Source organism: Rothia mucilaginosa, assembly GCF_964210535.1.
In the GTDB taxonomy this organism is placed as follows: Bacteria; Actinomycetota; Actinomycetes; order Actinomycetales; family Micrococcaceae; genus Rothia; species Rothia mucilaginosa_F.
This window is the reverse complement of sequence record NZ_CAXOMR010000026.1, coordinates 1-19,637: the sequence shown is the minus strand read 5'-3', so window position 1 is coordinate 19,637 and position 19,637 is coordinate 1. Positions and strand designations below refer to the sequence as shown.

Here is a 19,637-nt window from a genome sequence, read left to right as displayed (position 1 = left end):
GCGGTTCATCTGTAGCGCCTATGATGGTTAGGTACGGGACGCTAGTGGCGTGCGGGCTCCGTTGCCTGGTGCGCATCGTCCCTTGTAATTCTTTAGTTCGCCGTCTCTGTTGAAAGGCACCGATACGATGACTCCTTCCTCTACCCACCCGCTGCACCACGAAGCCAGCGAGAAGCTGTTTGAGCGTTCTCGCGCGGTGATTCCCGGCGGCGTGAATTCCCCGGTGCGTGCTTTCAATTCTGTGGGCGGCACCCCCGCGTTTGCCGCGAAGGCTAAGGGCGCGTACCTGTACGATGCGGACGGCAACGAGTACGTTGACCTGGTCTGCTCGTGGGGCCCGTCGATTCTGGGTCATGCGCATCCTCAGGTTGTTGAGGCGGTTCAGCAGGCGGCTGAGCGCGGCCTGTCCTTTGGTGCGGCGAGCGCGCCGGAGGCTGAGCTGGCTGAGCTGGTGGTCAACCGTATTAACGCGGCGATTCCCGGCGCTATTGATCAGGTGCGTATGGTGTCTACCGGTACTGAGGCGACGATGACTGCGATTCGTCTCGCGCGCGGTGTGACCGGTCGTGACAAGATTATTAAGTTCGCGGGCTGCTACCACGGTCACGTGGATGCGCTGCTTTCCGAGGCTGGTTCGGGTGTGGCTACCCTGGCGCTGCCGGGTTCTGCTGGCGTGACTGCCGCAACCGCCGCGGAGACCATCGTTCTGCCCTATAACGACCTGGACGCTGTGCGTGAGGCGTTCGCGAACCATGAGGGTCAGATTGCCGCAATTATTACTGAGGCGGCGCCCTGCAACATGGGCGTGGTGACCCCCGAGCCCGGCTTCAACCGCGGCCTGCACGAGATTGCTCACGCGAACGGTGCGCTCGTGATTTTTGATGAGGTGCTGACCGGTTTCCGTGTCTCTTCGGCTGGTTACTGGGGTTACGCGGCTCCCGGGGATGGCGGCTGGGTTCCCGATATTTTCACGTTCGGCAAGGTCATTGGTGGCGGTATGCCCATCGCGGCGCTGGCCGGTAAGCGTGAGGTCATGGAGTACCTGGCGCCGGTCGGCCCGGTCTACCAGGCTGGTACGCTCTCGGGTAACCCGCTGTCCGTTGCGGCGGGTATTACGACCCTGACCCTGGCTGATGCCGCGGTCTACGCGCACCTGGATTCGCGTAGCGCCCAGCTGCAGCAGGCTCTGACCGAGGCGTTCAACGCCGCCGGTGTGGACCACTCCATCCAGAGCGCCGGTAACCTCTTCTCGGTCGCGTTCGGCACCTCTCAGGAGGGCGTGCACAACTACGCCGACATCAAGGCCTCGGCAACCAGCCGCTACAACGCGTTCTTCCACTCCATGCTCGAATCCGGCGTGTACCTGCCGCCGAGCGCGTTCGAGGCGTGGTTCGTTTCTGCCGCCCACAATGATGAGGCGATGGACCGTATCATCTCGGCTCTTCCGGCTGCCGCAGCTGCTGCCGCATCCGCTTAGGGGTTTGAGAGACGTAAGGAGGTGAGCCGCTCATGGATCTGAGCGCTCTGGGACTGCCTATGGAGCAGCTACGCGACGTGTGGCTGATCGCCTTCATGGTGTACCTGGGCTTGTGCCTGCTGGTGGATATCGCCTACCCGGTGCCGATTAAGCAGGAAAAAGCTCAGGAACTGTACCTTGAGGTGTCCGGTTCGCCCGTTGATGAGGCGCGCCGCGCCACCGCGGAACGCACCGCGATGGGTGCGCCGCTAAGCTCCTCCCGCAAGGGTAGCGCCACGAAGAAGGCGAAGAAGAAGCTGGATTCTATTGAGGGCGCGGGCGTGTTTAGCGGCTGGTTCCACACGGTCATGTACCTGTGGGGCTGGATTGTGGCGGTCTCTATCTTCACCCTGTACTGGGATGTCGTGTATGACGGCGTTGTACTGCCGGCGCTGCTTCTGCCGTTCCTCATGGTGTACCTGGGTGCGCGTATTGGCCGCCGTCAGTGGCGTGCAGTTCGCGGATACAGCAAGGATGACCGTGTGCTGGGCATGCCGCGCATCTACTCGGCGACGCTGGGTAAGCTGAGCGCACCGTTCCGTGTGCGCGGCACGGTGCCGGGCGTGGAGCCGATTCGTGACGACCGCACCGCCTACTGGATCCTCGGCGGTATTGCGTTCCTGCTCGCCTCGGTCTTCCTGGTTTCGTTGGCGGGCTGGAGCATTGACGAGGATTGGGAAGCGATCTATATCGGTCACGCATCCTGGTTCTTGCTGGCGACGGGCGTTCTGCTGATTATCATATTGCTGATGCGTAGCCGCGATTACGTGCTGTACAACCCGGATTCGTTCCAGGCTGGGCGTCTGCTCCTTCCGGCGAAGTCCCGCCCCTACTCTGAGGTTCGCGCATTCCGTGTGTACCCGAAGAACCCGGACGCTATCAAGCTGAACCCGAAAGACGCGAGCCAGTGGACGCTGGAGATTCTGCTTCCTGGCGGCCGCAAGCACGACTATTCGCTGAATGAGCACCAGATTGATTGTTTGGTGGCGCAGATTGCGTTCAATATTGAGCAGGGACGCTGGGCGCAGCTGGATTCGCCGGCGGACCGTGAAATGTTGGCGAAGTACTTCGTGGACGGCCGCGTGATCTGCACGACCATGGGATACAAGCCTGCCGGTAAGCATGCGGAGGAGGCGGCACGCCGCGCTTCCTTCCAGAAGGCGCAGTACAAGTAAACCTGCAGCCTACATACCGCGAGAAGCCACATGTGTTTCGAGAAGCCACCAAAGACGTGGCTTTTCGAAACACATGTGGCTTCTCAGCACCGTAAACACACCATCACCGACACCGTAGAGAGGACAATTCATGGACCTTGCCGCCTTGGGCCTGCCCATGGAGCAGGTACGTAACGTGTGGCTGGTGGCGTTCTTCATCTACCTGGCGTGCTGCCTGCTGGTGGAGGTCGCCTACCCGACAATGATTGACGCTGAACGCGCCCGCAAAGTTTATATCTCAGTCATGGGTTCCCCCATCGAGGAAGCAAAGAAAAAGATTGAAGAGCGCGCAGAAGCAGGAGATCCCCTCACCCCCGAGCAGGAAGAAAAAGCAATCCGCAAGGCTGAGGCTCAGTTAGAGGACATCAAGGGTTCCAGCGTCACTATGGACTTAGGGCACATCCTCCTGTACGCCGTGGCATGTTTTATCACCTACGCGACCTTTGTCCTGTACTGGTACATGGTGTATGAAGGCAACCTTATCCCTGCTCTCCTTCTGCCCTTCGTTGTGGTGTGTTGGGCGGCGGGCTGGGGCCGTCGAGGCTGGCGTGAAGCACGCGGTTTCAACTCATGGGACAGGCACCTGGGCATGCCCGCAATCTACATCAACACGCTGGAGAAGCTGAGTAGCCTCTTCCGCCGTGTTATGCCCCAACGTGTTAAGTCCCCGCGGATTGAGGACACGTCGTTGAGACTGCCAATCACTAGATTTGGGACGGGGCACATGATTCTTTTCTCTGTGGCTATTCCCGCTAGTGGGTTCTGCCTGGTTCTATACCTGCGTTCCTTGTTGAACGTTAACATGCATACGTATGTCTCATCCGATATTGGTCTGCCTTCTATTCTCTTGTGGGTCCCGTACGTTATGGCAGCTTTATGTATGTGGTCTGTGGTTAGCACATACTACTGGTTCACCCTGGGTCGGGTAAAGAAAGGACGTTTCCTGCTACCTGCGAAGGTGTACAAGTACTCCAATATTGAGCGGTTCAAGGTTTATCCCTGGTATGGCGAGGACACGAATCCTCAGAAGGACATGCCTAGTGGGTGGCAGTTTGTCGTCACGTTCTCGGATGATTCGTACGAGACTTTTGGGTTCTACGACAGCTCCATCGACCATTTGATTGCGCACGCTGCGTTCAAGCTGGAGCAGGAACGCTGGGCAGATGTGGATTCCCCGGCAGACCGTGAGTTGTTGGAGAAATACTTTGTGGAGGGTCGGGCTACCTGCCTGACGCTGGGCTACAAGCCGACGAACGAACTGACGGAAAAGGCGGTGGCGCGCATCGTAGCGTCCTACATCAAGGCAGACTAGCGGCTAAGCTGCACGGCTAATAGTTGGCGACCTATACCCGGCGAGAAGCCACATGTGTTTCGAGAAGCCACATAAAACGTGGCTTTTCGAAACACATGTGGCTTCTGAACATCACCGACCATCATCACCGATACCCCGTAGAGAGGACAATTCATGGAGCTAAGCGCTTTGGGGATACCCCTAGAGCCGGTACGCTACATATGGCTCATCGCCTTCTTGCTGTACCTGGTGGTGTGCGTAGCAATCGATATCGCCTACTCCTCAACCATGAGCAAGGAAGAAGCGAGGCGGCTGCACGTTTTCTACAAAGGCTCCCCCGTAGACAAGGCGATGAGGTACGCCGAACGCCGCTCCCTAGACGGTGACCCGCTCTCCAAACATAAGTTGCGTTCCAACCTCACGCGCGCCCGGAAAGAACTCGACAGTATTTCTGGCGTATCCAAATTTGAGGCGTGGATGCACGCCGTCATGTACCTGTGGGCTTGCGTTATCGCACGGTCCGTCTTTCTGCTGTACAAGGACATTGCCCGTGACGGCATCCTACTACCGGCTCTGATACTGCCGTTCTACATGGTCTATCTGGGTGTGTGCTGGAGCCGTTTCATTTGGCGTAGTTCCCGCTACTTCAACCTCGATAACCACACCACGGGTATGCCCCGAGTCCTGGGCGAAATATTGAACCGTATTGACGCGTTCTTCGTTCCGCAGGACGCTCACCCCCAAGCCAAACCGGTACGTTCGACGCCTAGACTCTACCTGGGGCTCTGCGTGACCGTGGTGGTGGCGTTGGTGCTGGCACTCATCGTTTTCCTCTACTCGCTGGTCGGTTGGACGATTCTGTACACGCCGCCGATGCCTATTGGTGGTGCCTCAATCCTGCTGGCGGTTACTGTCTCCGCGGCGTTAGCGTTGCGTTGGCATTATTTGAAGGTCTACCTGCTGTTCAACCCCGATTCGTTCTACGTCGGGCGGCTCTTCCTGCCGGCGAAGAAGTACAGCTACCCCGATATTGTGGAGTTCTGCGTCTTCCCGAAGAACCCCGAACAGATCAAGCCGACCTTCTACGAGCCGTCGCAGTGGCAGATAGAAATCAAGGTGCCGTCCAAGATTCCGCCGAACCTCGCCAAGCGCATGCCGTGGCTGCGCAAGCATATTGTGGCGGTGCATGATGAGCGCGTCGTCTGCCTAACTTCCCAGGTTGCGTTCTACTTGGAGCAGGAACGCTGGGCGGACCTGCGTTCCCCCGCCGACCGTGAAAAGCTCGCGGAATACTTCACCAACGGCAACATTGTGTGCACCTCGCTGGGGTACAAACCCGTCAGCGAGGAACAAGCATAAACGGCGAAAAGCCACATGTGTTTCGAGAAGCCACCAAAAACGTGGCTTTTCGAAACACATGTGGCTTCTCAGCGTTCAAAGAGGGAGGGTTAGGCGTCCAGCTCGCGGAGCCAGCCTGCCGCCTCCGTACCGTAATAAGTCAGGATGACGTCCGCACCGGCGCGGTGAATCGAACGCAGCGACTCCAACACCACAGCCTTACGGTCAATCCAGCCGTTCGCCGCAGCCGCCTCAATCATCGCGTACTCGCCCGACACCTGATACGCCGCCACCGGCACCGGCGAAAACTCCGCCACCTCGCGCACAATATCAAGGTAGCTACCGGCAGGTTTCACCATCACCATATCCGCGCCCTCCTCCAGGTCGGCGCGCACCTCCAGCAGCGACTCGCGGCGGTTCGCCGGATCCTGCTGGTACGTCTTACGGTCACCCTTGAAGGTCGACTCCACCGCATCACGGAACGGGCCAAAGAACGCCGAAGCGTACTTCGCCGAATACGCCAGAATCGACACGTCCTCGAATCCGGCCTCGTCCAGGGCGGCACGCATCGCCGCAATCTGGCCGTCCATCATGCCCGAGGGCGAAACAGTGTGCGCGCCCGCGCGAGCCTGCGAAACCGCCATCTTGCAGTACAGCTCCACGGTCTCGTCATTGTCCACCACGAGCGTGCCGTGGCCGTCATCGACCAGCACGCCGCAGTGGCCGTGGCTCGTGAACTCGTCCAGGCAAGTGTCAGCCATAACCACCAGGTCGTCGCCGAACTCCTCACGGCACACGGCAATCGCACGGTTCAGGATGCCCTGCGGATCCCACGCGGTCGAACCGATCTCGTCCTTGTCCTCGTCGCGGGGAATACCGAACAGGTCAATGCAGCGGATGCCCGCCTCGTACGCCTCGCGCACGGCGGGGATGATGCTCTCCAGGGTGTGCTGGTACTGGCCGGGCATGGAGCGAATCGGCTGCTTCTCGTCAATGCCGTCGCGCACGAAGAACACCTGAATCAGCTGCGCGGGGCGCAGGGTGGTCTCGGCGACGAGGGAGCGCATGGCTGCGGTGGTGCGCAGACGGCGCGGGCGGCGGGTGAGGTTCATGATCTCTCCTGAAAACTCGATAAAAATATGTGGTCTTAGTAGATGAGGGATGCGCCTACATGAAGGACGTGGCGGCGCGCGCCAAATTCTGCGGGGAGGGCGAATCGGCCTGCACGTGGCGCAGGTTCAGGGCGCGGCATGCGGAGGCGGTACTCGCCCCAATCGCCACCACCGGCGGCACGGATTCAGGCGGTAGCGCGCCGTCGAGTAGGGCGTGCAGGCGGGAGGGGGCGGTCACCACCAGCACATCCGGCGCGGGGGTTTCCGGGCCGGTGGCCTCTACGGCAGTCCCCTGCACGAGTGCGCGGGCGGCGCTGAGGCTCAGCTCGCCAGGTGCCACCTGCTCGGCGGGCACCATATCGTAGAGCACGCAGCGGCGGCTGTCCCAGCCCAGGTTTTTGAGGCCCTCGCGCAGGGTCGGGCGGGCGTTGGAGCCCTCCAGAACCAGCGCTGCAGCTGAATCAGTTGCGGGGCGTTCAAACTCCGCGAGCATACCGGCGGCGCTCTGCACCTGCGGCTGAAAATCCGTGCCCAGCCCCAGCTGGGTGTGTACGGCACGGGCGGTTGCCGCACCCACGCAGGCGATGCGCACTCCCCCGCTCGCGCAGGCGCGGGCAAACTCCGCACCCCACAGCTCGGCGCAGGCGCGAACCGTGTTGGCACTCGTGAAGCTCACCCACGCGTAGTGACCGGAGGCGAGCGCCTCCAGCGCGGCGGCGTGGTCTGCGTCCGGTTCGACGGTGCGTGCCTGCTGTAGCGGTGCGAAGAGTACCCGACACTCCCCCAACCCGTTCTGTGCGCTTTCTTCGGTGAGGGCGCGTGCGAAGGCGGCGCCCTGGGCGGCGGAGCGGGTCAGCAGAACCGTGCGCAGGGTGTCAGTTTCCGGGGCCTCAGCTTGCGGACTAGCGGTAGACATGACCCCTACTTCAGGTCCAAACCAGCCAGGGCGGCGGCGCCCATCTGCAGCAGGTCTTCTGCCACGCGCACGCCCAGGCGTTCGGCGCCGGGCACATCCAGCTCGGCGGTTGCCGAGGTGTGGCGCAGCATGTCGGTGCCGTCCGGAGACGCCACCACAACGTTAAGCACCAGGTCGCCTTCAACCACGTGCGCATACGCGCCGATAGGCGCGGCGCATCCGGCTTCGAGGCGGCGCAGCAGGGCACGTTCGGCGCTGACCGCGAGGCGGGTTTCGTTGTGGTTTGCGGCGAGCAGGGCACGGCCGAGGGCACGCACCGGGCGCGCCATCTCAGGGTCGGCGAGCACGGCGGGGTCCGGGTTCTCGAATTCGCTTTCGCGCACTTCCAGGGCGAGCGCACCCTGGCCGGGGGCGGGCAGCATGCGGGTGGGGTCAAGGTACTCGGTGATGAGTTCTTCCTTGCCCAGGCGCTTGAGGCCGGAGACGGCGAGCACCACGGCGTCGCAGTCGCCGCTGCGTTCGGTGCCTACACCGTGGTCGGCGCGTTCGGAAGTTTCGGTGTTCTGGCGGAGTACGACCTGCTTACCGGCGTGCTCTTCAAGGCCCTTCACGCGGCCGATGCGGGTGCCCACGTTACCGCGAATGTCCACGATTTCAAGGTCGGGGCGCAGTGCACGCAGCTGGGCGGCGCGGCGGGGTGAGCCGGTGCCCACGCGGGAGCCTTCCGGCAGGGTGTCGACGGTCAGACCATCGCGTGCCACGAGGGCGTCGCGGGGGTCTTCGCGCTTGAGGGTTGCGGCAACCACCAGGCCGGGGCAGGGTGCGGAGGGCAGGTCCTTGAGGGAGTGCACTGCCATGTCCACGCGGTTTTCTTCGGAGGCGTTCTCACCGTCGAGCAGACGCTGGCGCAGTGCCGCAGCGAATACGCCGGTGCCGCCGAGGGTTGCCAGGGGGCCGGTGAGCACGTCGCCTTCGGTTTTGACGGTGCGCAGGGTGAAGTCCACGACCTCGGCATCTGCGGCGCCGTGGTGTGCCTGGTGTTCGGTGTAGAGGGAGGTGACGGTTTCAGCGGCAATACGGCTTTGGGTCAGGGCGAGAGCAGATCCGCGGGTGCCCAAGATGTACTCGTGATGGCTCATATCTCTCCTTTTCGGTGATGTGTGTGATAGCCCGTAGGCGTGTGCGTTTCCTCCAGAGGCTGTGTGTTTGCGACGCTGTGTGTTTGTCTAAATTCTGGGGGGGGGTAGCCTGTAGGCACGTGCGCTCCGACCCGCCCGTGCACCCCGGTTAGGGGGTTTTGGGGCGAGCCGGAGCTACAGATGGTGTTAGTGGGAGCAGCATCCGCCGGAGCCGCATCCACCGGAGCGGCTGGCGGGAGCTTCCTCAGACTCGGCGGTATCAGCAGCGGCTGCGTACTCAGCGATGACCGGCTTCGGCGCACCGCGACCGGGCTTGCAGCAGCCGGGGTCGCACTCGTCGAACCAGCCGTACTGACCGCTCGCGCTCGGGGCGAGGACGCTCTCACGTTCGGGGCGCAGGTCGGCTGAAACGCCGTTTTCCACGCGCTCCTCAATGAGGCGGCGCAGCGACTCCACGTACGCCGGATGCGTACCCGGGGTGGGGGTGCGCACGGCAACCACGCCCAGGCGTTCGCAGGTATCCAGCGCCTCGGTGTCCAGGTCCCACTTGACTTCCATGTGGTCGGAGACAAAGCCGAGAGGCACCAGCACGACGCCTTCCACGGGGGCTTCGCCGTCCTCCGCCGGGTTGGCGGGGGTGGGTAGCGCCTCCAGGGCGTCGTTGACGTCCGGTTCCAGCCACGGCATGGACGGCGGGCCGGAACGGGACTGATACACCAGCTCCCATTCGACGTTCTGCAGAAGCTGCGGGGCCTCATCGCGAACCAGCGAAAGCACGGCGCGAGCGACCTGCAGGTGCTTCTCCACGTAGGCGGAGCCGCCCTCGTAGTTCACGCCGCGCGGACCTGCCTCATTCGCCGCGGAGGTCGGCACCGAGTGGGTGCAGAACATGATGCGCAGGCGCGGGTTCAGCGAACCGCTATCGCGCGCGGCAAGCTGCTCACGCACCGTGGCGAGGCCGTCCTTCAGCCCGTCAGCGAAAGCGCGGGAGAAGCCGGGCACGTCAAAGAACTGACGGATCTTACCCACGTGCACGCGACCTTCCAGGCCGAGCTGCTCGATCGCCATACCGTAGTCCTCACGGTACTGGCGGCAGCTCGAGTAGCCCGGGTAGGCGCTGGTCGCCAGCACGAGCACGTTGCGGTGGCCGTTCTCGTAGGCTTCAGCAAGCACGTCCTTCACGTAGGGCTTCCAGTTGCGGTTCGCCCAGGTAATCGGGATGTGCGGGCCGCGCTCGGCGAGCGCCTGCTGCAGCGCGGCAAGCAGGGCACGGTTCTGCTCGTTAATCGGCGAGACGCCACCGTTGGCGCGGTAGTGGGTGGCGACCTCTTCGAGGCGCTCATCCGGGATACCGCGGCCGGCGGTTACGTTGCGCAGGAACGGGATGACGTCCTCCTGCCCCTCGGGGCCACCGAAGGAGGAGAGAATCACCAGGTCGTAGGGGCGTGCCTCTTCGGCACGGTCACGGGTGATGCTGCGTTCGCTTCGGTAGTCGCCGAGGGTCTGCTCGTTGAGCGCGGCGGGGCCGTTGGATGCGGTGTTTGCCGGGTCGGTGCGGTTGGGTACCACGTCGTCTGGCAGGAGCGTGCCGTTGAGGGTTACGCCGTCGTTCGGCTGATGGCTCACGCCAGAACCTCTGCTACTTCGTCTGCGCCGATGCGGCGGCCGGTGTAGAAGGGGGTTTCCTCGCGCACGTGCAGGCGTGCTTCGGTGTTGCGGAAGTGGCGCATCATGTCGACCAGGTCAACCAGCTGGGGTGCTTCGAGGGCGAGAACCCACTCGTAGTCGTTCATGCCGAAGGTTGCGACGGTGTTCGCCAGAATCTGCGGGAAGTCGATTGCCTTCATGCCGTGGTTCTTCAGCATCTCGGCACGGCGCTCGGGGTTCATGTAGTACCAGTCGTAGGAGCGCACGAAGGGGTACACGCAGACCCAAGCCTCGGGTGCCTTGCCGCGGGCGTAGGCGGGTGCGTGGTTGCGGGTGAATTCTGCTTCGCGGTGTACGCCCATGGTGGACCAGACGATGGTGGTGCCTGCGAAGAGTGCGGTGCGGCGGATCTTGCGGACTGCTGCCTGCAGCTTTTCGGGGGTTGCACCGTGGGTCCAGATCATGACGTCTGCGTTGTCGCGCATTGCGGAGACGTCGTAGATGCCGCGCAGGGTCACGCCGTCTGCTGCGAGCTGCTCGGCGACCTTCTCGAACTCGGCGCGTGCCTCGTCGGTGTTGGATTCTGCGGGGCGTGCGCCGGAGCGTGCGAATACGGTGTAGAGGGCGTAGTGCAGGGTTTCGCCTTCTTCGCGGCCGCGGCGGTTCTCGTCAGCTGCGGAGTGCTGGACTGCGTAGCCCTTGGGGGCGCCGCCGTAGCCGTGGCCGGCGTGGGTGTAGCCGCCCTGACCTGCGCCGTGACCGTGGCCGCTGTGTGCGCCGTGTGCTGCGTGATCGTGAGACATTGTGTGTTCCTTTCTTCAGCGAGGGTTCGCTGTGCTGGAGGCGCGGCTTCCGTAGCTGCGCGTTTTCTCAATTTTTTGGTCTAGTTACTGGCTGAGCTGAGTTATTGGCTGAGCTTCTGCCGCCGCTGCGCCGTCTACTTGGCGGTTGCGGTTTTCGGGGAGGTGACGCCTTCCCAGTCCTGTGCCGCGTGGTAGATGAGGCGGTCCATCTGCTCGTAGGTGTCTTTGACGGTTAAGACCAGGCCGGAGCCTGCCGCCCAGGAGCCGACGGTGCTGAGGGTTCCGAGTTCGCTGGCGCGTTCGCGGAATTCCTTGACTCGGTCGCGGTGGCCGGGGGTGGAGGCGGGTAGTACACCGCGCCAGCGTACGACGTCCGCGTCGACGAGGTTGTTGTGGGTGAGGGCTACGTCCATCATGCGGCTTGCGTCGCGCAGGGCGAGGGTGATGAGCTGTTCGTCTGCGAGGGCGACTTCGGAGAAGCGGGAGTCTTCGCCGCCGCGGCCGTAGGAGAGGCGCACGACGTGGCGTCCGGGGCCTGCGGCGTCGGCGACCCACTGCCATTTGGCGGTGGCGTGGGTGAGTGCCTTGGCGCGTACGGCGGTTGCCTGTTCGGAGACGAGCAGGCCGGTGCCGCGGGGGTGCTTGTCCAGGGCGGGGGCGTCCACGACGAGGGTGACGAGGGCGACTTCGGGGCCGGGTTCCAGGGCGGGTAGTGCGGTGGAGACGTGCGGGCCGATGAGTCGTGCCACGGTCGGGCCGTCGGTGGCGAGCACCAGGTAGTCGGCGTAGAGGGGGGTGTTTTCGCCGTCGGTGGTGTGGCGCTGGATGATGAACCACTGGCTGGTGGATTCGTCGCGGTCAACGGCGATGACGTCGAATCCGGTGACGATGCGAACACCGGCGGCGTACAGGTCTTCGACGAGACGTTCGGACAGCTGGTTCATGCCGCCCACGATACCGGCGACCTGTGAGCCTGCGGGGGCTGCCGACCGGAAAGCGTGCGCTGCGGCGGAGAGGGAGCGGTGCTTGCGGAAGGCTTCGCGCAGACCGGGGATGGTCGCATCGACGTCGAGCTTGTCGGGGTGGGTGGAGTACACGCCGGAGACGACGGGTGCGACGAGGTTGTCGAGCACTTTCTGGCCCATGCGGATGCGCACGAGCTCGCCGAGGGTCTTTGCGTTTTCACCGGCGGAGACGGGCAGGAACTTGTCCACCTGGGCGCGGCGCAGACCGTTCTTACCGATGACGGGGATTAGCGACTTATCGTTCACGTTGCCGGGGATGCCCATAATGCCGGTGCTGGGGGTGCGGCGGGCACCTTGCGGCAGGTACAGCCAGGAGCCGTAGGAGTTGGGGGTTACGATCTGGTCGCCCAGACCGAGTTCTTTGACGAGGTCGCTGACAATGGGGCTGCGGGTTGCGAAGGATTCTGCGCCGGAGTCCAGCAGAAGGCCGCCAACTTCGTGGGCACCAACTGCACCGCCGAGGTGGTGGCGCTGTTCGAGCAGGGTGACGCGCATGCCGGCCGCGGCGAGGCGGCGTGCCGAGATGAGGCCGGAGGGGCCGCCACCGATCACGATGGCGGTGGGTGCCTTCTCGTTGCGGGTGAAAGCTCGTGCGTTCTGGGGCGCGGCGGAGGAACTGACCTGTGCGGTCCGGTGCGGTGCCTGGTTGGTGTGGCCCATGGTGGTTCTCCTTTGGTCTGCGTGCAGTGGAGTTGCCCATTGCGGTAACGGGTGTGGTGGTTGGTTCGGGGTGCAGATGTTCGGTGCAGATGCCGGAGGGTGCCAGGCATCTGCGCTGTCTATTTATCGTTATTTATCCTATGCCTGCGCGGTGCGTTCGTGGATATATGCCACGAGGTCGGTGAGCACCTGCGGGTCGGTGGTCGGGGGTACGCCGTGGCCGAGGTTGACCACGTGCGAGGGGGCGGCGTTGCCTTCGGCGAGCACGTCGTCCACGTGGCGGTAGAGGTTTTCGCTGCCTGCGGCGAGTAGTGCCGGGTCGATGTTGCCCTGCAGGGGTACAGCACCGTTGAGCAGGGTGTTCGCTGCCGATAGCGGCAGGCGGTAGTCCACGCCGATGACGTCTGCGCCGGCTTCGTGCATGGCGGGCAGTAGCGCGGTGGTGCCGGTGCCGAAGTGGATGCGCGGCACACCGTATTCGCGTACGGCGTCGAGGGCGGTTGCGGAGTGCGCCTGCACGTAGCGGCGGTAGTCGCCTTCGCCGAGGGAGCCTGCCCAAGAGTCGAAGAGCTGCACTGCGGATGCGCCCGCCTCAATCTGTGCGCGCAGGAACTGGCCTGCGGTGCGGGCTGCCCAGGCTGCGAGTTCGTGCCAGGCGGCGGGGTCGGCGTGCATCATGGTGCGCGGGCGCAGGTGGTCGCGGGAGGGGCCGCCTTCGACCATGTAGGCGGCGACGGTGAAGGGGGCTCCGGCGAAGCCGATGAGCGGGGTGTCGCCGAGCATTTCTACGGTGGCGGCGACAGCTTCGCGGATGGGGTCGAGTGCGGAGTCGGTCAGTTCGGGCAGGGCGCGTACGTCGTCGAGGGTGCGGACGGGCTGGTCGAGCACGGGGCCCTTGCCGGGCACGATGTCCACGTTGACGCCCGCAAGCTTCATGGGGATGACGATGTCGGAGAAGAAGATGCCGGCGTCGACCTTGTGGCGGCGGACGGGCTGCACAGTGATTTCTGCGGCGAGGTCGGGAGTGAGGCAGGCATCGAGCATGGGGATGCCTTCGCGTACCTGACGGTATTCGGGCAGGGAGCGGCCGGCCTGGCGCATGAACCAGACGGGTCGGTGGCTGGAGGGGCGGCCGGTGAGGGCGCGGAGCATGGGCGAGTTGGCGGCGGTGCCTGCGCGCAGGGGGTGGTTGGCGGGTAGGTGTGCGAGCTGCTCATCGGTGAGCAGGGGTCGCTGGGCGTCGGTGGGGTGTGCGGGCAGGGCGGGTGCCTGTGCGGCGCCTTCTGCCGACGCGGGAGTGGTGTGCTGGTTTTCGCTCATAGTGTCTAGTGTGACAGGTTTATGTGGGCGTTTTTGCGACACTTTGTCATGGTGACTTTTACCTAATGGCGACTTTCTTAGTGGTGAGGGACACCTTAGTTCACACCCGTTAGACCCCCGCCTGCTTCCTGTTTGCGCCCGTTTGCGCGGAGATTTGCGCGGCGAATACGCAAGTGAAGCACCAAATGCACCCCTTCGCATTCCGGTGAGCTCTCCCCTACTTGCGCTTTTGAATTACCGCCAGCACTCCGATAACACCACACCAACACCCCGGCGAATACCCCCGCCTCCTGTCCGCTATGTGGCACCCACTAAGCCACGTGGAGCCGTGAACTTAGGTTCTGTGAGCTTTACAGGGGCTTAGTCGGCGTGGTTATGATTAATCTCTAGTGAGTACTTATGCATTTGTGGCATCGCACCACACCGTTGATCTGACCACCGTCGCTGCGTTGAGCGCCGGTGCCTCCGGCGTACCCGATGTTCTGGCGAGCGATATGGCGCGTCAGCTGGGCGTGAAGGGTGCAGTCGTTCTTGCCACCTGTAACCGTCTTGAAATGTATGTTCAGCTACACGTATCCGCCCATGTGCCCATGGTTCGTGAGCTGATTGTCGACTCTATTGCGCGCGCCTCCGGCCTGGACAAAGAGCTGGTTGCCTCCAGCTTTGACCTGTTCGAGGACGAGGAGGCCGCACGCCACCTGCTGACGGTCGCCTCCGGCCTGGAATCTGCCGTGGTTGGCGAGCGCGAAATCGCCGGTCAGGTGCGCCGCGCCCTGGCCGCCGCGCAGGCGAAGGCACAAGAGGACGGCGTGCCCCTTCCCGGTGAGCTGGTTCAGCTATTTGAACATGCGGCGCATACCGCTCGTCAGGTGGGTCAGCATACGGCGCTTGGCGCCCAGGGCCGCTCGATTGTGTCTGTTGCCCTCGATCTTGCGGATGAGGTTGCCGAGAAGGATTGGGCAACCCGCTGCGCCCTGATTTTTGGTACGGGTGCTTACGCGGGCGCGACCATTGCGGCGCTGCGCGAGCGCGGTTGCACCGATATTTGGGTCAATTCCCGTTCGGGTCGTGCCGCCGAGTTCGCGGCAAAGCGCGAGGTTTCTGCGGTGCCGGTGGACGGCATGGAGCAGGCCATGGCCTCTGCCGACGTCATTATTGGCTGCTCCGGCGGATCCGATCCGCTGCTTCCCGAGCAGATTCCGGGCGGTCACCACACGATCCTCGACCTGGCGCTTTCGCGTGACTTTGACCCCTCAGTCGCTGACCTGCCGAACGTTGAGCTGATTACCCTCGAATCGGTACGCCTTGCCGCACCCGAGGAGACCGAGGAGTCCGTGGCGACGGCTACGCGCATCGTGGAGTCTGAGCTGGCGGCGTTTGTGTCTCGTCAGCGTTCCCGCACGATTGACTCCGCGATTGTTGCGCTGCGCTCGCACACTATGGATGTGCTGGATTCCGAGCTGGAGAAGGTACGTAACCAGTTTGGTTGCGGTGCGGCGACGGAGCAGTTTGAGCTGGCGATGCGCCGCATGGTGAAGTCCCTGCTGCACACCCCGACGGTGCGCGCCAAGAAGCTTGCGGCGGAGGGCCGCACGGAGGATTACGTGCAGGCGCTGGAGACCCTCTACGGCATTCAGGTGGAGGATTCTTAAGAGCCTCCCCTCCCCTGCTCTTCCCGGCGTTTTTGCGCGCATTTTCACGCATCCGGCGGCGAGTATTTTATTAGCCCCCGGCGAAGTACTGCCCGTTCACGGTGCCGATGGGCGCATTCACGCTAGAGTAGATGCTAGATAAGATAGTTCCCATACCCGGCGCACGTTTGGCTGTGCCGGACTATTCTGCGAGGAGACTCATGGAAATCAAAATTGGCGTTCGCCACATCGCCCGCGAAATCGTTGTTGAGACCAGCGAGGCTAAGGAAATTCTCACCGAGAAGGTCACCAAGGCCATCGAGGACGGCTCGATCCTGGAAATCATGGACGATAAGGGCAACACCACCCTGATTCCCGGCGGCCAGATCAGCTACGTCGAACTCGGTAGCGACGCCAAGCGCCACGTGGGCTTCGGCATCGGCGCCTAATTTCGTCTAAGTATTCAGCCGGCTGAGCCCCCTATAGCTTTAGCTTTCCCCCGCATCCGTCACGATGCGTAACCGCGCTTTATGCGCCGTGTGCGTGCGCTTTATGCGCCGTACGGTTACGCCGTGCCGAGTGCGGGGGTTTGCGTTTTAAACCGCCCGCACAAAAACCTCGCGGCACCCGGTTTTGGGGCGCTATATCGCCCATCACGGGTGCACACCACAGCCGGCCGGGGGTGCGTTACAAGCAAATCCGGGTTAATATTGAGGGGTTAAGTGAATGACCGGTCGTACCTTTTTCAAGACCCCGAGGCTGCACCTCATCATGAATCAACCATGAGCATGAACCATGTGCATTGAGCATGTGTGCAGGCGGCGTCTCGGCAAGAATTTCCCGTGTAAGAATTTCCCGCGGCCGGCTTTCGACGCCCGCCCGTCACCGCCTCCACCGTTGGGGCGCTGGCTGGCACACCCCCGTTACGGGGAGAAACACACCCCGAACAGGGGTAGAAAGATACGGTCCAGTGACTGAAACGAACACGCAGGAAACCACTCAGACTGCAAAGTCCTTCGCCGACTTCGGCGTTCGCCAGGATATTAGCGACGCCCTCGCGGCGGTTGGCATTACCTCCCCCTTCCCCATCCAGGAGCTGACTCTTCCCGTGGCCCTGTCTGGCCAGGACATCATTGGTCAGGCGAAGACCGGTACCGGTAAGACCCTCGGCTTCGGTCTGCCCACCATTCAGCGTGTGGTCGGCCGCGACGATGAGGGCTGGGCAGATTTGGAGTACCCCGGCGCACCTCAGGCGCTGATTCTGGTTCCGACCCGTGAACTTGCTATTCAGGTGGGCGAGGACCTGGCGATTGCTGCGAAGCTGCGCAACGCCCGCGTCGCCACCCTGTACGGTGGTGTGCCGATTGAGCCTCAGGCTGAGCTGCTACGCCGCGGCCTGGAGGTTGCGGTGGGTACCCCCGGCCGCATTATCGACCTGTACCAGCAGGGCTTCCTGAACCTGAAGCAGGTTAAGATTGTGGTCCTCGATGAGGCTGACGAGATGCTGGACTTGGGTTTCCAGCCGTCGGTTGAGAAGATCCTCAGCTACCTGCCGGAGGACCGCCAGAGCATGCTGTTCTCCGCAACCATGCCCGGCCCGGTCATTGCGATGGCACGCCAGTACATGACCAAGCCCATGCGCATTAGCGCCGCTGACCCCGAGGACGCTTCGAAGACTAAGGCGTCGATTCGCCAGGTTGTCTACCGTGCGCACCACCTGGACAAGGACGAGATGATTGGCCGTATTCTGCGCGCTACCGGCCGTGGCCGCACCGTCATCTTCACCAAGACCAAGCGTGATGCTGCCCGCGTGGCGGAGGAGCTGGTGAACCGTGGCTTCGCTGCCGCTCCCCTGCACGGTGACCTGAACCAGGTTGCGCGTGAGCAGGCGCTGAAGGCGTTCCGTACCGGCAAGGTCGACATTCTGGTCGCTACCGACGTGGCGGCTCGCGGTATTGACGTTGAAGACGTGACCCACGTGATTAACCACCGCGTGCCCGAGGATGAGAAGACTTACCTGCACCGTACCGGTCGTACCGGCCGTGCGGGCAATGAGGGTACCGCCATCACCCTGGTTGACTGGGATGACCTGCCGCGCTGGAAGGTCATTAACGACGCCCTGGAGCTGGGTGTTCCCGAGCCGGTTGAGACGTACTCTTCCTCTGAGCACCTGTTCTACGATCTGAACATTCCGGCTGGTACTAAGGGCCGTCTGCCGCGCGAAGAGCGTGTGGCTGAGGGCATGGGCGATGAGTTCTTTGAGAGCGCCCGTGACTCGCGTGATGGCCGCCCGGCTCGTTCCCGCGGTGGCCGTGACGGTTCCCGCGAGGGTGGCCGTAATGGTGAGAAGGGTTCGCGCCGTTCTCGCGGCGGTCGTGACGGTGGCCGTGAGAGTCGTTCCGGTGAAGGCCGCGGCGAGCGCCGTAGCCGCTCCGAGGGCCGCAAGCGTACTGAGCGTACCGAACGTTCTTCCGAGCGTGCGGAGCGTAACGAGCAAGGCGCATCCGAGCGTACCGAACGTTCTGCTGAGCGTTCTGAGCGTGCGCCTCGCCAGCGTCGCCGTACCCGCCGTGTTGAGGGTCAGCCGGTGGAGGGTGAGGGCCGCCGCCGTACCCGCCGCCGTTCTGAGGGTTCTCGCGGTGAAGGCTCCCGTGCTGAGGGTTCGCTCGGTAAGGGCCGTGGCGCTGACCGTGCTGGTTCTGAAGGCTAGGGCCGGGGTTGGGTATTTCAGCATCCCCGGCGCCCGCCGCGCCCTCCCCTGCCGTTGAGGCGAACTCCGCGGATTCGGCGCTTTTCGACCCGCAGGGCCCGTCGCTGCTGGTGCAGGCAGATAACCTGGAGTATCTGCGTGAGCTACCCGATGGTGCATTCACGGTCATCTACATTGACCCGCCGTTCAATACGGGTAAGAAGCAGACGCGCCGCACCTTGAGCGCGGAGGCTTCTGAGAAGGGTGACCGCACCGGTTTTAAGGGCAAGAGCTATTCGAGCACCCTGCAGACTCTGGCGAGCTATAACGACTCGTTTGAGGATTATTGGGCGTTCCTTGCTCCACGTATTGAGCAGGCGCATCGTCTGCTCGCACAGGACGGCACCCTGTACCTGCACCTGGATTGGCGTGAAGTGCACTACGTGAAGATCATGTGCGACATGATTTTTGGTCGTGAGAACTTCATTAATGAGCTGATTTGGGCGTATGACTACGGTGCGAAGTCTACGCGCCGCTGGCCGACGAAGCACGACAATATTCTGGTGTACGCGAAGGATCACCGCAGCTATTACTTCAATACTGCGGAGGTTGATCGTGAACCGTATATGGCTCCGGGCCTGGTGACTGAGGAGAAGGCTTCTCGCGGTAAGCTCCCTACGGATGTGTGGTGGCATACTATTGTGTCGCCTACGGGTAAGGAGAAGACGGGTTATCCCACGCAGAAGCCTACGGGTTTGTTGCGTCGTATGATTGCGGCGAGTTCCCGCCCGGGTGATTGGGTGTTGGATTTCTTCGCTGGTTCTGGTTCTACGGGTGCGGCGGCGGCTCAGCTGGGTCGTAAGTTCGTGTGTGTGGATCAGAATCCGCCGGCTATTGAGGTGATGGCTAAGCGCCTGGGTGTGGATTCGGTGTCGTTCGCTGAGTATCGCGGTGTGCCGCGTGGGGCGAGTGTGTTGTTCACGCCGAAGCGTACGGTGGGTGTTCGTGGCGGTACGAGTCGTGATGCGTTGACCGCAGCGAGCCGTCATGCGTTGAAGGCTGTGTTGGATACGTTGACGGAGACTACGCAACCGGTTGAGGGTGCGTCGTGCCGGTTTGTGCGTCACTGGTCGATGGATGCGGTGGATAAGAAGATGCGTATTGATGGGCGTGATGAGTTGCGTCGTCAGCGTCAGCATCAGGCGCGGGCTAAGGCTCGTGCGGCGCGTGCGGCTGCGCAGCTGGATGCGGCGGCTGCGGGTGCGGTGTTGCAGCATCATGCGTCGCGTGAGAGCGTCTAGGCGGTCTTTTCCACGTGTTCGTGAGAGTTACGCGT

The 19,637-nt window shown here is 62.9% G+C and carries 15 protein-coding genes; 8 read left to right on the top strand and 7 right to left on the bottom strand.

All coding sequences use genetic code 11. From position 1 onward, the window contains the following. Positions 1 to 127 precede the first annotated feature (127 nt). The 4 genes from hemL to AB8C10_RS07990 all read left to right on the top strand — a co-directional run bounded on the left by hemL (position 128) and on the right by AB8C10_RS07990 (position 5,380). Positions 128 to 1,477, top strand: coding sequence for a glutamate-1-semialdehyde 2,1-aminomutase (hemL, locus tag AB8C10_RS08005; protein ID WP_368867423.1), 1,350 nt, complete (start codon positions 128 to 130; stop codon positions 1,475 to 1,477). A gap of 32 nt (positions 1,478 to 1,509) precedes the next feature. Further along, positions 1,510 to 2,691: a sugar dehydrogenase gene (locus tag AB8C10_RS08000; RefSeq protein ID WP_368867422.1), complete on the top strand. Its 1,182-nt coding sequence runs from the start codon at positions 1,510 to 1,512 to the stop codon at positions 2,689 to 2,691. A gap of 130 nt (positions 2,692 to 2,821) precedes the next feature. Beyond that, positions 2,822 to 4,042: a carboxylate transporter gene (locus AB8C10_RS07995; protein WP_368867421.1), complete on the top strand. Its 1,221-nt coding sequence runs from the start codon at positions 2,822 to 2,824 to the stop codon at positions 4,040 to 4,042. Between the two features lie 168 nt (positions 4,043 to 4,210). Further along, positions 4,211 to 5,380: a transcriptional regulator gene (locus AB8C10_RS07990; RefSeq protein ID WP_368867420.1), complete on the top strand. Its 1,170-nt coding sequence runs from the start codon at positions 4,211 to 4,213 to the stop codon at positions 5,378 to 5,380. Positions 5,381 to 5,469: 89 nt separating this feature from the next. Here AB8C10_RS07990 and hemB read toward each other — a convergent pair whose 3' ends face one another. The 7 genes from hemB to hemE form a co-directional block, all read right to left on the bottom strand. After that, a complete protein-coding gene (gene hemB / locus AB8C10_RS07985) occupies positions 5,470 to 6,471 on the bottom strand; it encodes a porphobilinogen synthase (RefSeq protein WP_368867419.1) in 1,002 nt (333 codons plus the stop codon). Between the two features lie 55 nt (positions 6,472 to 6,526). Then, positions 6,527 to 7,387, bottom strand: coding sequence for a uroporphyrinogen-III synthase (locus AB8C10_RS07980; RefSeq protein ID WP_368867418.1), 861 nt, complete (start codon positions 7,385 to 7,387; stop codon positions 6,527 to 6,529). Positions 7,388 to 7,392: 5 nt separating this feature from the next. Then, on the bottom strand, positions 7,393 to 8,526 hold the full coding sequence (locus AB8C10_RS07975) for a hydroxymethylbilane synthase (RefSeq protein WP_368867417.1): 1,134 nt from the start codon (positions 8,524 to 8,526) through the stop codon (positions 7,393 to 7,395). Positions 8,527 to 8,712: 186 nt separating this feature from the next. Beyond that, positions 8,713 to 10,152, bottom strand: coding sequence for a ferrochelatase (locus AB8C10_RS07970; RefSeq protein WP_368867416.1), 1,440 nt, complete (start codon positions 10,150 to 10,152; stop codon positions 8,713 to 8,715). Then, entirely contained in the window at positions 10,149 to 10,976 is an 828-nt protein-coding gene (gene hemQ, locus AB8C10_RS07965) for a hydrogen peroxide-dependent heme synthase (protein WP_368867415.1), read from the bottom strand. Before hemQ ends, AB8C10_RS07970 begins: the two co-directional genes overlap by 4 nt. Positions 10,977 to 11,110: 134 nt before the next feature. Beyond that, entirely contained in the window at positions 11,111 to 12,661 is a 1,551-nt protein-coding gene (gene hemG / locus AB8C10_RS07960) for a protoporphyrinogen oxidase (protein WP_368867414.1), read from the bottom strand. Positions 12,662 to 12,799: 138 nt separating this feature from the next. Further along, positions 12,800 to 13,981 carry a uroporphyrinogen decarboxylase gene (gene hemE / locus AB8C10_RS07955; RefSeq protein WP_368867413.1) on the bottom strand — a complete coding sequence of 394 codons (1,182 nt, stop codon included), beginning with the start codon at positions 13,979 to 13,981 and terminating at the stop codon, positions 12,800 to 12,802. Between the two features lie 389 nt (positions 13,982 to 14,370). On the opposite strand from hemE, the gene AB8C10_RS07950 reads away from it, so the two are divergent. From AB8C10_RS07950 to AB8C10_RS07935, 4 genes are all read left to right on the top strand, one after another. Then, positions 14,371 to 15,633, top strand: a complete 1,263-nt coding sequence (locus AB8C10_RS07950) for a glutamyl-tRNA reductase (RefSeq protein WP_368867412.1) — start codon at positions 14,371 to 14,373, stop codon at positions 15,631 to 15,633. Positions 15,634 to 15,833: 200 nt separating this feature from the next. Then, a complete protein-coding gene (locus tag AB8C10_RS07945) occupies positions 15,834 to 16,061 on the top strand; it encodes a DUF3107 domain-containing protein (RefSeq protein ID WP_044150274.1) in 228 nt (75 codons plus the stop codon). Between the two features lie 521 nt (positions 16,062 to 16,582). Next, positions 16,583 to 18,322 (top strand): DEAD/DEAH box helicase, encoded by a 1,740-nt coding sequence (locus tag AB8C10_RS07940; protein ID WP_368867411.1) that lies wholly within the window; start codon positions 16,583 to 16,585, stop codon positions 18,320 to 18,322. An 8-nt stretch (positions 18,323 to 18,330) separates the two neighbouring features. Beyond that, positions 18,331 to 19,602: a site-specific DNA-methyltransferase gene (locus AB8C10_RS07935; RefSeq protein WP_368867410.1), complete on the top strand. Its 1,272-nt coding sequence runs from the start codon at positions 18,331 to 18,333 to the stop codon at positions 19,600 to 19,602. Positions 19,603 to 19,637 lie beyond the last annotated feature (35 nt).